Genomic DNA, 13,437 nt, shown 5'->3' on the forward strand with positions numbered 1-13,437 from the left:
TTCATTGCATTTCCCAGCAAAATCTTGTATTTATCCATACTTTATATTTCAAACACAACTATTAACTTTTTAGGAGCATAAAATGCAAAATGTTGGTTTCGTCGGATGGCGTGGTATGGTGGGTTCTGTTCTTATGGATCGTATGGTTCAAGAGAATGATTTCGCAAACATCAATCCTGTTTTCTTCACTACTTCACAAGCGGGTCAAAAAGCCCCTATTTTTGCAAATAAAGATGCAGGTGAATTAAAAAATGCGTTTGATATCGAAGAATTAAAAAAATTAGATATTATCGTAACTTGCCAAGGTGGAGATTACACAAATGAAGTTTATCCAAAATTAAAAGCAACAGGTTGGAATGGTTATTGGATTGATGCTGCCTCTGCATTGCGTATGCAAGATGATGCGATTATCGTACTAGATCCTGTAAACCAACACGTTATTGATGAAGGTTTAAAAAATGGCATTAAAACTTTCGTTGGTGGTAACTGTACGGTTAGTTTAATGCTAATGGCAATCGGTGGCTTATTTGAACGTGACTTAGTTGAATGGGTTTCTGTTGCAACTTACCAAGCTGCGAGCGGTGCAGGTGCAAAAAATATGCGTGAATTACTTTCACAAATGGGCGTGTTAGAAGCATCAGTTAAAGCAGAATTAGCAGATCCTGCATCTTCTATTTTAGAGATTGAACGCAAAGTCACCGCAGAAATGCGTGCAGACTCATTCCCAACAGACAATTTTGGTGCACCATTAGCGGGTAGTTTAATCCCTTGGATTGATAAACTATTGCCAGAAACAGGACAAACCAAGGAAGAATGGAAAGGCTATGCAGAAACCAATAAAATTTTAGGTTTAAGTGCAAATCCAATTCCTGTTGATGGTTTATGCGTGCGTATTGGTGCATTACGTTGCCATAGCCAAGCATTTACCATTAAACTGAAAAAAGATTTACCACTTGCTGAAATTGAACAAATTATTGCAAGCCATAACGAATGGGTAAAAGTCATTCCAAACGATAAAGAAACCACATTACGTGAATTAACACCAGCGAAAGTTACTGGAACATTAAGTGTTCCTGTTGGTCGTTTACGCAAATTAGCGATGGGACCTGAATATTTAGCTGCCTTTACCGTTGGTGACCAATTATTGTGGGGTGCTGCAGAGCCTGTTCGCCGTATTCTCGTTCAATTAGTTAAGTAATTAACGTAATCAAACAAAAATAAGCGATTGGTTTAGTCTCACAATTTGCAAATCAAATAGCTAAATCCACTGTGTAATGTACAAAATAGTTGCTAATAATGTTTTCTTATGTTGTTAGCAACTCTTTTTATTTAAAATTGAATCCACTAAATAATCCTTCTAGTCTATTTATTGTTTTTTCTATATTTAAATCAGAGTACTTTACGAAAGTAAGTAAATATTCTCCATAATATTTAAGACTAGATAATGATCTTCCTCCAAAAGGAGGACTCAATAACCTACTGATTAAAGTCAGATTTTTATGACAAAATTCAACCAATATTTCAAATACCCAACTTCCTAAAATTGAATAAGAATGTTTACGTTATCCTATTTTAGAATTAGAAGTAAAGAGTACTATTCTAATTATCAAAGTGAAGTAGAGAAAACTGCTGCCAATTTATTCAGGTAATCTAATGAGAAATAGGCAGTAAATGTAGTAGAATTTAAATATGTGGAGGATAAACTCTATTTATAGGAGATCAATCCAAACTTCAATAGAATTTAATTTAGGCATAGTAAATTAAAAGAGTTAATTTTATTAGGTGTAATAGGTAAATCAGCAACTATTTTGTCCATTGCACTCATTCTACCCCCTTTTGTCTACTATTCCAAATAAAAAAGCCCGATAAATCAGGCTTTTTTTATTTTAGAGTAAATTATTCTGCTGCTTCTTGAGCTGCTACTTCAGGACGCTCTACAAGCTCAATATAAGCCATTGGAGCATTATCGCCTGCACGGAAACCACATTTTAAAATACGAGTATAACCACCCGCACGTTGTGCAAAACGTGGACCTAATTCATTGAATAATTTAGCAACTGTTTCAACGTTGCGTGTACGAGCAAAAGCTAAACGACGATTAGCTACGCTATCAACTTTTGCTAAAGTAATTAACGGTTCAACTACACGACGTAACTCTTTCGCTTTTGGCAAAGTAGTCTTGATAATTTCATGACTAATTAAAGCACTTGCCAAATTACGGAACATCGCTTGACGATGGCTACTGTTACGGTTTAATTGACGTCCACTCTTACGATGGCGCATAACCTATTCCTTCTAAGAAAATCTAAACCTAAAACTAGTCTTCAGCAATACTTGCTGGTGGCCAGTTCTCAAGGCGCATACCCAGTGATAAGCCACGAGAAGCGAGAACATCTTTAATCTCTGTAAGTGATTTCTTACCAAGATTCGGTGTTTTCAATAACTCAACTTCTGTACGCTGTACTAAATCACCGATATAGTGAATTGTCTCTGCTTTCAAACAGTTAGCAGAACGAACTGTCAGCTCTAAGTCGTCTACTGGACGTAGAAGAATTGGATCAAACTCCGGTTTTTCTTCTTTAACTTCTGGCTGACGAACATCACGCAAATCAACGAATGCAGCTAACTGTTCTGCTAAAATCGTTGCAGCACGACGGATGGCTTCTTCAGGATCTAAAGTCCCATTAGTTTCCATCTCAATAACTAGCTTATCTAAGTCTGTACGCTGTTCTACACGCGCAGCTTCTACATTATATGCAATGCGATCTACTGGGCTAAAACGAGCATCAACTAATAAGCGACCGATTGGGCGATCATCATCTTGTAAATGTACTCGAGCAGATGCTGGTACATAACCACGACCACGTTGAACACGGATACGCATACTAATTGATGCATTTTTATCCGTTAAATTACAAATTACGTGATCTGGATTTACAATCTCTACATCACCATCGTGTGTAATGTCTGCTGCAGTTACAGGGCCAATTCCAGATTTAGTGAGAGTCAAAATAATATCATCTTTATTTTGAACTTTTACCGCTAGACCTTTAAGATTTAACAACACTTCAAGAATATCTTCTTGAACGCCTTCTTTGCTACTGTATTCGTGTAATACACCATCAATTTCTACTTCTGTAACTGCACAACCAGGCATAGACGAAAGTAAAATGCGACGAAGTGCGTTACCTAATGTGTGGCCAAAGCCACGCTCTAACGGCTCTAATGTCACTTTGGCGTGAGTTGAACTAATCTGTTCAATATTCACTAAATGTGGCTTTAAAAATTCTGTCACAGAACCCTGCATTTTATCCTCTCTTTGCTTTTAAGCGCTATTTATTATTTAGAATAGAGCTCAACGATCAGATGTTCATTAATATCTGCTGATAGATCAGAACGTTCAGGAGTACGTTTAAATACACCTTCCATCTTTGTAGCATCAACTTCTAACCAAGTTGGTTTCTCACGTTGAGTTGCTAATTCTAATGATGCTTTAATACGTGCTTGTTTTTTAGATTTCTCACGAACAGCAATAACATCATCAACAGAAACTTGATAAGAAGGGATATTTACAACACGCCCATTTACTACGATAGATTTGTGGCTTACAAGCTGACGTGCTTCAGCACGAGTTGCAGCAAAACCCATACGATAAACAACGTTATCTAAACGACCTTCTAACAATACTAATAAGTTCTCACCTGTATTGCCTTTTAAGCGGTTAGCTTCTTTATAGTAATTACGGAATTGACGTTCCAAAATACCATACATACGGCGAACTTTTTGTTTCTCACGAAGCTGACTACCATAGTCAGATAAGCGAGGTTTACGAGCACCGTGTTGACCTGGTGCTGTATCAATTTTACATTTTGATTCGATCGCGCGAACACCTGATTTAAGGAATAAATCGGTACCTTCACGACGGCTTAGCTTGAGCTTTGGACCCAAATATCTTGCCATTTTCTTTCTCCAATTATTCTAACGTCAATTATACGCGACGTTTTTTCGGTGGACGACAACCGTTATGAGGAATCGGAGTCACGTCAGTAATATTCGTGATACGGAAACCCGCTGCATTTAATGCACGGATTGTTGATTCACGACCTGGACCCGGACCTTTAACCATAACTTCTAAATTCTTTAAACCAAACTCTTTTACAACTTCAGCACAACGTTCTGCTGCAACTTGAGCTGCAAATGGTGTTGATTTACGAGAACCACGGAAACCTGAACCACCCGCAGTAGCCCAAGCTAGAGCATTACCTTGACGGTCAGTAATGGTTACGATTGTATTATTGAAAGATGCGTGGATATGCGCTACGCCATCTGCGATCTGTTTTTTTACACGTTTACGTGCACGAACTGGTGTTTTAGCCATTTTATTTATCTACTCCGATTATTTTTTGATCGGTTTGCGTGGACCCTTACGAGTACGCGCATTAGTCTTAGTACGTTGACCACGTACTGGTAAACTACGACGATGACGTAAACCACGGTAGCAACCTAGGTCTAAAAGACGTTTGATGCTTAAAGTTACTTCACGACGTAAATCACCTTCGACAGTAAATTTACCAACTTCTTCACGCAGTTTTTCAATCTGCTCTTCAGACAATTCTCTGATCTTCACATCTTCAGCAATACCCGTTGCAGCGCAGATCGCTTTTGCACGAGTTTTACCGATGCCATAAATAGCAGTTAGTGCGATTACGGTATGTTTTTGATCAGGAATGTTAATGCCTGCAATACGGGCCACTATGCACTCCTATTTAACTAAAGTTATTGATATGCTGATCTTGAAAAGCCCGTTTCAGGATACTCAAACAGCATATCAGGACGAAATGAGCTGAGCAGTATAACCGCTCAGCTGGTTCTTTGCAAGAAATAATATCAATTAACCTTGACGTTGTTTATGTTTAGCATCGCTACAAATTACGCGAACTACGCCTTCACGTTTAACAACTTTACAGTTACGACATAATTTCTTAACTGAAGCACGAACTTTCATTGCTTATCCTTTTTCTATCAAAGGGCTACTGCCCTAAGCCTTTCAAATTGGCTTTCTTCAACACAGAATCATATTGCAAAGACATCAAATGACTTTGAACCTGTGCGATGAAATCCATAATAACTACCACAACGATCAATAGTGAGGTACCGCCTAGTTGGAAAGATACTTTCCATACTGATGTAATGATATAAGGAACCAAACAAACAAAAGCAATATATAACGCACCGATTAAGGTTAAACGCGTCATTACTTTATCAATATAACGAGATGTTTGCTCGCCTGGTCGATAACCTGGTACAAACGCACCTGATTTTTTCAAATTATCCGCTGTATCACGAGGATTATATTGCATTCCAGTATAAAAGAATGCGAAGAAAATTACAGCAGCTGTAAATAAAATTATATATAAAGGCTGACCTGGTTGTAATAACTGAGATATATCAAATAACCATTCAAATTTTTCACTCTGCCCTACCCATTGACTAATACTCGCAGGGAATAAAATAATACTAGAGGCAAAAATTGCTGGGATTACACCAGCCATATTAACTTTTAATGGTAAATGAGATGCTCTTGCAGGTGCCATCATTCTTCCTTGCTGGCGACTTGCATAGTTTACAACAATTCTTCTTTGTCCTCGTTCAACAAATACCACAAAATATGTTACTGCGAACGCAATTACAGCAATTAGTAATAAAACAAGCGGTGAAATCTCTCCTTGACGTGCTTGTTCAATCGTTTGTCCAATTACTGACGGTAGGTCAGCTACAATTCCTGCAAAGATAATTAATGAGATACCATTCCCAATGCCACGCTCTGTGATTTGTTCACCTAACCACATTAAGAACATTGTACCTGTTACTAAACTGATTACAGAAGTTGTATAGAATAAGAAACTAGGATTAGGAACTAATCCTTGAACCATATTCGGTAGGGCAAATGAAATACCAAAAGACTGAATTAATGCTAGTCCTAACGTTGCATATCGCGTATATTTGCTAATTTTACGTCTGCCTGCTTCACCTTCTTTTTTGAGTTCCATCAAAGCGGGGTGGATTGCTGTCAATAATTGAATAATAATTGACGCAGAAATATAAGGCATAATACCTAAAGCAAATATCGATGCTCTACTTAAAGCACCACCAGAGAACATATTAAACATATCAATGATGGTGCCTTGCTGCTGTCGAACTAGCTCGGATAATACAGAAGCATCAATACCAGGCACAGGAATAAAAGAACCGATACGGAAAACGATTAAGGCTCCTAATACGAACAATAATCTAGATTTTAATTCACCAGTTCCTTTTTGAGTATTACCTTGATATCCTGGTTGTTTAGCCATTTACTATTCCTCGATAGAACCGCCAGCAGCTTCGATAGCAGCTTTTGCACCTTTAGTTACACCTAAGCCTTTAATTACTACTGTTTTTTCAATTTTACCAGAAAGGATCACTTTAGCTGATAAAACATCTTTAGTAACTACATTAGCAGCCTTAAGAGCATCTAAAGTAACAACATTACCATCTACTTTCGCTAAATCGTTTAAGCGGATCTCAGCTACGTGTAATGCTTTTAGAGAAGTAAAACCAAATTTTGGTAAACGACGATATAAAGGCATTTGACCACCCTCGAAACCACGACGAACACCGCCACCTGTACGAGATTTTTGACCTTTATGACCACGACCACCAGTTTTACCTAAACCAGAACCGATACCACGACCAAGACGTTTTTCACTATGCTTAGCGCCTTCAGCTGGGGATAGAGAATTTAAACGCATTCTATTACTCCTCAACTTTAACCATATATGAAACTTGATTGATCATACCACGTACTGCAGGTGTATCGATCAATTCTACTGTATGTCGAATATGACGTAAGCCTAAGCCTTTTAACGTTGCTTTATGCTTCGGTAAACGAGCAATTGAGCTACGTGTTTGAGTTACTTTAATTGTTTTTGCCATATTCAATTACCCCAAGATTTCTTCAACGGTTTTACCGCGTTTAGCAGCAACCATTTCTGGTGATTTCATATTAGCAAGTGCATCAATAGTAGCACGAACAACGTTAATTGGGTTTGTTGACCCATAAGCTTTTGATAATACGTTATGAACACCTGCTACTTCTAATACTGCACGCATTGCACCACCAGCGATGATACCGGTACCTTCGCTTGCTGGTTGCATAAATACGCGAGAACCAGTATGAGAACCTTTAACAGGGTGTTGTAATGTACCTTCATTTAAAGCTACATTAATCATATTGCGACGAGCTTTTTCCATCGCTTTTTGGATAGCTGCTGGAACTTCACGAGCTTTACCGTAACCAAAACCAACACGACCGTTACCATCTCCCACTACTGTTAAAGCAGTGAAACTCATAATACGACCACCTTTTACGGTTTTAGACACACGGTTAACCGCGATTAGCTTTTCCTGCAGTTCACCAGCTTGTTTTTCGATGTTTGACATCTCAAATTCCTCTATTAGAACTGAAGACCAGCTTCACGAGCAGCATCTGCTAATGATTGTACACGACCGTGGTATTTGAAACCTGAACGATCGAATGCAACCGCTTTAATACCTTTAGCTAAAGCGCGTTCTGCAACTAATTTTCCAACTACTGCTGCTGCGTCTTTATTACCAGTATATTTAACTTGCTCTTTAATTACTTTTTCAACAGTTGAAGCTGCTACTAGTACTTCTGAGCCATTAGGTGCAATAACCTGCGCATAAATATGACGAGGTGTGCGATGCACAACCAAACGGGTTGCACCTTGCTCTCTCATTAAATGACGTGCACGGCTTGCACGACGGATACGAGCTACTTTCTTATCCATAGTGTTACCTTACTTTACTTTTTCTTCGCTTCTTTTGTACGTACAACTTCATCAGAATAACGTACACCTTTACCTTTATAAGGCTCTGGACGGCGATATGCACGAATATCTGCTGCTACCTGACCAATTAACTGTTTGTCGGCACTCTTAAGAATAATTTCTGTTTGAGATGGACATTCACCAGTTACGCCAGCTGGCAACGTATGTTCAACTGGGTGTGAGAAACCTAAACTTAAAGCAACTACGTTACCTTTCATTTGTGCTCTATAACCAACACCAACTAATTGCAATTTCTTAGTAAAGCCTTCAGTAACACCAATAACCATAGCATTAACAAGTGCACGTGCAGTACCTGCTTGTGCATCTGCATTTACAACACCTGCTTTAGGTGCAAAAGTTAATACGTTAGCTTCGTAATTTACTTCAACTGCATTATGAATTTCACGAGATAACTCGCCGTTTTTACCTTTAACTGTTAATAGCTGACCGTTGAGTTTAACTTCAACACCGGCAGGAACATTAACAGGTGCTTTTGCAACACGAGACATTCTTCCTACCCCTCTATTATGCTACGTAACAGATAATTTCACCGCCTAGACCTGCTTGACGTGCAGCTCTATCGGTCATTACACCTTTAGATGTAGAAACAACTGCGATACCTAAACCACCCATTACTTTTGGTAATTCGTCTTTACGTTTATAAATACGAAGACCAGGACGGCTTACACGTTGGATACTTTCTACAACTGGTTTATTTTGGAAATATTTTAAAGTGATTTCCAATTCAGGTTTTGAACCTTCAACAACTTTGAAGCTCTCAACATAACCTTCTTCAGCTAAAACGCTTGCAATAGCAACTTTTAACTTAGATGAAGGCATACTGATTGCAACTTTATTCGCAGCTTGACCGTTACGAATACGGGTCAGCATATCTGCGATTGGATCTTGCATGCTCATGTATTTACTCCCATGATTCCAAATTAAAAGAGGTTATTACCAGCTTGCTTTCTTAAGGCCTGGAATTTCACCGCGCATTGCGGCTTCACGAACCTTAATACGGCTTAAGCCAAACTTACGAAGTACACCGTGTGGACGACCAGTTTGACGGCAACGATTACGCTGACGACTTGGACTAGAATCACGTGGAAGTGTTTGTAATTTTAAAACAGCATCCCAACGCTCTTCGTCTGAAGAATTTACATCAGAAATAATTTTCTTTAATTCTTCACGTTTCGCGTAAAATTTATCAGCTAATTTCGCACGTTTTACATCACGTGCAATCATTGATTGTTTTGCCACGATAACCTACCTTATTTACGGAATGGGAAATTGAAAGCCGCTAATAAAGCTTGACCTTCTTCATCAGTTTTCGCAGTTGTGGTGATAGTAATATCCAAACCACGAACACGATCTACTTTATCATAGTCGATTTCTGGGAAAATGATTTGTTCACGAACACCCATACTGTAATTACCACGACCATCGAAAGACTTCGCATTTAAACCGCGGAAGTCACGAGTACGTGGAACAGCGATAGTAATCAATCTTTCAAAGAACTCCCACATACGTTCACCACGTAGGGTTACTTTACATCCGATTGGATATCCCTGACGGATTTTAAAGCCTGCAACAGATTTGCGTGCTTTTGTAATTAAAGGTTTCTGACCGCTAATTGCTGCTAGATCTGCTACTGCATTATCTAACAATTTTTTATCGGTCAATGCTTCACCCACACCCATATTCAGGGTTATCTTTTCGATTCGTGGGACTTGCATGACAGATGAGTAGTTGAATTTAGTTTTTAATTCATTAACTACTGTATCTCTGTAGTAATCATGCAGTTTCGCCATCGCATTACTCCAGTTAATTAAATTGTTTTCTCGTTAGATTTGAAGAAACGCACTTTTTTACCTTCTTCGAATCTAAATCCTACACGGTCAGCTTTGTTTGTTTCAGGGTTGAAAATTGCAACATTAGAAACATCAATCGCAGCTTCTTTTTTCACTAAACCACCTGCTTTACCTAAAGCTGGAACTGGTTTTTCGTGTTTAGTTACAATGTTGATACCTTCAACAAAAACTTTCCCGTTTGGTAACACTTTAGTTACCTTACCACGCTTACCTTTATCTTTACCGGTAAGAACAATAACTTCATCGTTTTGACGGATTTTTGCAGCCATTACATTCTCCTTACAGTACTTCTGGAGCTAAAGAAATGATCTTCATAAACTTCTCAGAACGAAGTTCACGCGTCACAGGTCCAAAAATACGAGTACCGATTGGTTGCTCTGTGTTATTGTTTAAAATTACACAAGCGTTGCCATCGAAACGAATAACCGCGCCATCTGGGCGACGAACACCCTTCTTGGTGCGCACAACAACTGCTTTTAACACATCACCTTTTTTAACTTTACCGCGTGGAATTGCTTCTTTTACAGTAACTTTGATGATATCGCCAATAGCAGCGTAACGACGGTGCGATCCACCTAGAACCTTGATACACATTACGCTACGAGCCCCTGAGTTATCAGCAACATCCAGCATAGTCTGTTCTTGGATCATATTAGTGCTCCGTTAAAATAAAAAACACCCTTTCGGGACGAACCTATTTGCCCTATGCAAATAGTTAGCGGATTATATCGCAAAGCTGATAGTAAGATCAACCGAAATTTGAACATTTGAGCAACTACAATGATTTGCAAAATTTTGCTAGAAAAAGACCGCTTGTATTACGACAAGCGGTCAGTTTTCAAGGTATATTTACTACTTTACTTATTGTTTAAAGGATAAATTATGATTTTTTAAACAACTCTTTTCCTTGCCACCATAGATAGCAATCAATCTGTTTTAGGTCAAATTTTTCCAAGCCAAAATGCTTTTGGAAATCTAATAATACGCTTTTAAAGGCTTCATAATTTCCCAATTCTGCTCTTTTAAAAGATGAAAATTGATATTCTTTATTAAATTTTTCAACATAGCTATCATAAATAGGGAATGCTTTTGGGTTATGATAACTACAATATTTAGTGGCAAAAGAATAAAAGACATTAAAAATGATGGGAAAAATAAAAATTGCTGAAAGTAGCTATTATTGGCAAAAAACAGCATATGGTATTAGAAAAACAAAAGCGGTGAGATTTTAGGATAATATTACAAAAAATCCCCAGCATTCCAGTATTTTGCTAGGGATTTATTTTATAAGAATCAGGGTAATTTCCGCTCCAAACGCCATAAATCCGCAAAACTGGCTCGTTGTTTGATTAAATGAGCTTGATTACCATCAACCATTACTTCTACGGCTTGCGGACGAGAGTTATAGGTCGAAGACATTGTTGCTCCATAAGCCCCTGCTGAACGAACCGCAATTAAATCGCCTTCTGCAACGGCTAATTCACGCTGTTTACCTAAAAAGTCCGATGTTTCACAAATTGGACCAACAACATCATAAACCGCTTTTTCACGCACTAAACTCTGGTCAATTTCTATAATTTGCATATAGGCTTCATACAGTGCTGGGCGAATCATATCGTTCATTCCTGTATCCACAATCGCAAAATTACGGTCTTCATTCTGTTTGATATATTCGACTTTAGTGACCAAAATCCCTGCATTTGCAGTAATAGCTCGTCCTGGTTCTAAAATAATTTCTAAATTCGGATAGGCTTTAAGTTTATTTAACAATGCGGCCGTATATTCCGTTGGGTGCGGAGGCGTTTCGTCTGTGTAAGGTACTCCTAAGCCACCGCCTAAATCTAAATGGTGTAATTCAATACCATCTTGTTTAAGCTGCTCCATTAGCACAATCAGGCGATCTGTCGCATCTAAGAAGGGTTGTAATTCAGTTAATTGCGAGCCGATATGGCAATCCATTCCTGTAATTTTTACGTTCGGCAGTGTTTTGGCAAAACGATAAACTTCACGAGCTTCACTCACGCTAATCCCAAATTTATTCTCTTTTAAGCCCGTTGATATATACGGGTGAGTATGAGCATCAACATCAGGATTGACACGTAAAGAGATTGGTGCAATTTTGCCAAGTTGCCCAGCAACATCGTTAATTCGTTTTAACTCAGGAATAGATTCAATGTTAAAGCAACGAATACCCACTTCTAATGCTCGTGCAATTTCTTGATGTGATTTTGCTACACCAGAAAAAACCACTTTATTTGCATCTCCGCCAGCAGCAAGAACACGTTCAAGTTCTCCTTGAGAAACAATATCAAAGCCAGAACCCAAACGAGCCATTACATTTAATAATGCTATATTTGAATTGGATTTTACCGCAAAGCAGATTAAGTGTGGGTGTTCGCCAAAGGCGTCATTAAACGCGTGCCAATGGCGTTCAAGAGTAGCTCGAGAATAGATATAAGCGGGTGTGCCAAATTGTTGAATAATATCTGTAACGGCAATTTCTTCCGCAAACAGTTGCTGATGACGATAATTAAAATGATCCATAATCTTCCGAGTATATTAACTAACTATATAAATATATGTGTAAATAATTGAGATAATCACACCGCTTATGTTACGGCTGTTGCTCTTGCGATGTATTTTCTGGGAAGTAAAGTGGGCCTTTTACCCCACAAGCCGTTAATGTGATACCGCTGAACAATGCAATAATCAGTAATTTTTTCATAGCACCTACTTTAAAACTAAAAGCGACAAGCGAAATTCGCTCAAAGAATGGCGATTGTACCGAAGATATGCAATACACGCAAAGAAAAAGCTATTTAACCATAGAGCTTAAACGGCTTTCTATTATTCTTCATCTTGCTGTTGTTTAAACTGCTGCATTAATTGCCGCATTTGTTGAGTATTTTGCTTGAATGCTCGGCAATAAGGGCAGAATAGTAGGTGCATATTTACTGCACAGCGTTGATTAAATGCGAGTTTCTGTTCATTACCTAAAGAAATTAACTCTGTAATTTGTTTACATTTTTTCATTATTTTTTCTCCCCAAACCAACTTTTTGATAAACAAGCTTGTAGTTGTAGCCTAGCCCGAAATAGAATAACGTGTAAATTAGACGTGGAAATCTCACATTCCTGACAAATTTCATCGGTATTCATTTCTAAATATTCTCTCATCATAAAAATTCGAGCTTGTTGTGCGGGTAATTGTGTGAGACAGGTTTCAAAAACCACCCAAAACTCTTTTTTATAGGTACTACTTTGTACACTTTGCCATTCACTTGGCTCAAAGTAAGCTAAATCCCAGTGATCTCGTTCCGTAAAAAAAGCATTTGGGGCATCTTCTTCATAAATTTCAGATACCGTTACTGTGCGTTTACGATAGTGAATTAAATCAATAATTTTATTCTTTAAAATAGCGAAGACCCAAGTTTTTAAGGCAGATTTACCTTTAAAAGACTCTGCATTTTTATAAGCACTAGTGAGAGCTTCTTGTACCACATCTTCAGCAAGATCGGGATCTTTTAGTTGCAACACTGCAAATTTCACCATTTGCTGACGAATATCTTCGATTTGCTGTGGTGGAATTTGCGTAAGCTGTTGTTGCTCTGTTTCCATTATGAATTCCCCCTTTTATAAGATTTATTATATTTTGTTGTAATTTTTTAAGGATAAATG

General features: G+C 38.1%; 22 protein-coding genes and 1 pseudogene. 1 reads left to right on the top strand and 22 read right to left on the bottom strand.

The annotated features are described in order from the left end of the window. Positions 1-82 precede the first annotated feature (82 nt). Positions 83-1,198: an aspartate-semialdehyde dehydrogenase gene (gene asd / locus ACWIW0_RS06770; protein ID WP_454452719.1), complete on the top strand. Its 1,116-nt coding sequence runs from the start codon at positions 83-85 to the stop codon at positions 1,196-1,198. A 698-nt stretch (positions 1,199-1,896) separates the two neighbouring features. Here the strand turns inward: asd and rplQ are convergent. From rplQ to ACWIW0_RS06880, 22 genes and pseudogenes are all read right to left on the bottom strand, one after another. Then, positions 1,897-2,283 carry a 50S ribosomal protein L17 gene (gene rplQ, locus ACWIW0_RS06775; RefSeq protein ID WP_454446739.1) on the bottom strand — a complete coding sequence of 129 codons (387 nt, stop codon included), beginning with the start codon at positions 2,281-2,283 and terminating at the stop codon, positions 1,897-1,899. A gap of 34 nt (positions 2,284-2,317) precedes the next feature. Further along, on the bottom strand, positions 2,318-3,307 hold the full coding sequence (locus tag ACWIW0_RS06780) for a DNA-directed RNA polymerase subunit alpha (protein ID WP_454446738.1): 990 nt from the start codon (positions 3,305-3,307) through the stop codon (positions 2,318-2,320). Between the two features lie 32 nt (positions 3,308-3,339). Then, the gene (rpsD, locus tag ACWIW0_RS06785) at positions 3,340-3,960 is read right to left on the bottom strand and encodes a 30S ribosomal protein S4 (RefSeq protein WP_123957321.1); all 621 of its coding nucleotides are present in this window, start codon (positions 3,958-3,960) and stop codon (positions 3,340-3,342) included. Positions 3,961-3,988: 28 nt separating this feature from the next. Beyond that, a complete protein-coding gene (gene rpsK / locus ACWIW0_RS06790) occupies positions 3,989-4,378 on the bottom strand; it encodes a 30S ribosomal protein S11 (RefSeq protein ID WP_123957322.1) in 390 nt (129 codons plus the stop codon). 18 nt (positions 4,379-4,396) lie between these two features. Beyond that, on the bottom strand, positions 4,397-4,753 hold the full coding sequence (gene rpsM / locus ACWIW0_RS06795) for a 30S ribosomal protein S13 (RefSeq protein WP_005599322.1): 357 nt from the start codon (positions 4,751-4,753) through the stop codon (positions 4,397-4,399). A 138-nt stretch (positions 4,754-4,891) separates the two neighbouring features. Then, positions 4,892-5,005, bottom strand: coding sequence for a 50S ribosomal protein L36 (rpmJ, locus tag ACWIW0_RS06800; protein WP_454452720.1), 114 nt, complete (start codon positions 5,003-5,005; stop codon positions 4,892-4,894). A 25-nt stretch (positions 5,006-5,030) separates the two neighbouring features. Then, positions 5,031-6,353: a preprotein translocase subunit SecY gene (gene secY / locus ACWIW0_RS06805; protein WP_454452721.1), complete on the bottom strand. Its 1,323-nt coding sequence runs from the start codon at positions 6,351-6,353 to the stop codon at positions 5,031-5,033. Between the two features lie 3 nt (positions 6,354-6,356). Continuing rightward, complete coding sequence (rplO, locus tag ACWIW0_RS06810; RefSeq protein ID WP_454452722.1) at positions 6,357-6,791, bottom strand: 50S ribosomal protein L15; 435 nt, start codon at positions 6,789-6,791, stop codon at positions 6,357-6,359. Positions 6,792-6,795: 4 nt separating this feature from the next. Further along, the gene (gene rpmD, locus ACWIW0_RS06815; protein WP_005599315.1) at positions 6,796-6,975 is read right to left on the bottom strand and encodes a 50S ribosomal protein L30; all 180 of its coding nucleotides are present in this window, start codon (positions 6,973-6,975) and stop codon (positions 6,796-6,798) included. A 6-nt stretch (positions 6,976-6,981) separates the two neighbouring features. Then, positions 6,982-7,482 (bottom strand): 30S ribosomal protein S5, encoded by a 501-nt coding sequence (rpsE, locus tag ACWIW0_RS06820; protein WP_005625147.1) that lies wholly within the window; start codon positions 7,480-7,482, stop codon positions 6,982-6,984. A 14-nt stretch (positions 7,483-7,496) separates the two neighbouring features. After that, positions 7,497-7,850, bottom strand: a complete 354-nt coding sequence (rplR, locus tag ACWIW0_RS06825; RefSeq protein WP_157393726.1) for a 50S ribosomal protein L18 — start codon at positions 7,848-7,850, stop codon at positions 7,497-7,499. A 14-nt stretch (positions 7,851-7,864) separates the two neighbouring features. Then, positions 7,865-8,398 (bottom strand): 50S ribosomal protein L6, encoded by a 534-nt coding sequence (gene rplF, locus ACWIW0_RS06830; protein ID WP_157393725.1) that lies wholly within the window; start codon positions 8,396-8,398, stop codon positions 7,865-7,867. Between the two features lie 16 nt (positions 8,399-8,414). After that, positions 8,415-8,807 (bottom strand): 30S ribosomal protein S8, encoded by a 393-nt coding sequence (gene rpsH, locus ACWIW0_RS06835; RefSeq protein ID WP_005705955.1) that lies wholly within the window; start codon positions 8,805-8,807, stop codon positions 8,415-8,417. 36 nt (positions 8,808-8,843) lie between these two features. Beyond that, complete coding sequence (gene rpsN / locus ACWIW0_RS06840) at positions 8,844-9,149, bottom strand: 30S ribosomal protein S14 (protein WP_157393724.1); 306 nt, start codon at positions 9,147-9,149, stop codon at positions 8,844-8,846. 11 nt (positions 9,150-9,160) lie between these two features. Beyond that, complete coding sequence (gene rplE, locus ACWIW0_RS06845; RefSeq protein WP_157393723.1) at positions 9,161-9,700, bottom strand: 50S ribosomal protein L5; 540 nt, start codon at positions 9,698-9,700, stop codon at positions 9,161-9,163. A 17-nt stretch (positions 9,701-9,717) separates the two neighbouring features. Continuing rightward, positions 9,718-10,029, bottom strand: coding sequence for a 50S ribosomal protein L24 (gene rplX / locus ACWIW0_RS06850; RefSeq protein WP_157393722.1), 312 nt, complete (start codon positions 10,027-10,029; stop codon positions 9,718-9,720). Between the two features lie 10 nt (positions 10,030-10,039). Beyond that, positions 10,040-10,411, bottom strand: a complete 372-nt coding sequence (gene rplN, locus ACWIW0_RS06855) for a 50S ribosomal protein L14 (protein WP_005711998.1) — start codon at positions 10,409-10,411, stop codon at positions 10,040-10,042. 229 nt (positions 10,412-10,640) lie between these two features. After that, positions 10,641-10,892: pseudogene (locus ACWIW0_RS06860) on the bottom strand (hypothetical protein); the annotation flags it as partial. A 161-nt stretch (positions 10,893-11,053) separates the two neighbouring features. Next, positions 11,054-12,304: a diaminopimelate decarboxylase gene (gene lysA / locus ACWIW0_RS06865; RefSeq protein ID WP_454452723.1), complete on the bottom strand. Its 1,251-nt coding sequence runs from the start codon at positions 12,302-12,304 to the stop codon at positions 11,054-11,056. Positions 12,305-12,374: 70 nt separating this feature from the next. After that, positions 12,375-12,485, bottom strand: a complete 111-nt coding sequence (gene lptM / locus ACWIW0_RS06870) for an LPS translocon maturation chaperone LptM (protein WP_454452724.1) — start codon at positions 12,483-12,485, stop codon at positions 12,375-12,377. A 122-nt stretch (positions 12,486-12,607) separates the two neighbouring features. Then, positions 12,608-12,793 (bottom strand): anti-sigma factor family protein, encoded by a 186-nt coding sequence (locus ACWIW0_RS06875; RefSeq protein ID WP_454452725.1) that lies wholly within the window; start codon positions 12,791-12,793, stop codon positions 12,608-12,610. Continuing rightward, on the bottom strand, positions 12,793-13,377 hold the full coding sequence (locus ACWIW0_RS06880) for a sigma-70 family RNA polymerase sigma factor (protein WP_454452726.1): 585 nt from the start codon (positions 13,375-13,377) through the stop codon (positions 12,793-12,795). Before ACWIW0_RS06880 ends, ACWIW0_RS06875 begins: the two co-directional genes overlap by 1 nt. Positions 13,378-13,437: the final 60 nt, after the last annotated feature.

Source organism: Ursidibacter sp. B-7004-1 (assembly GCF_053654055.1).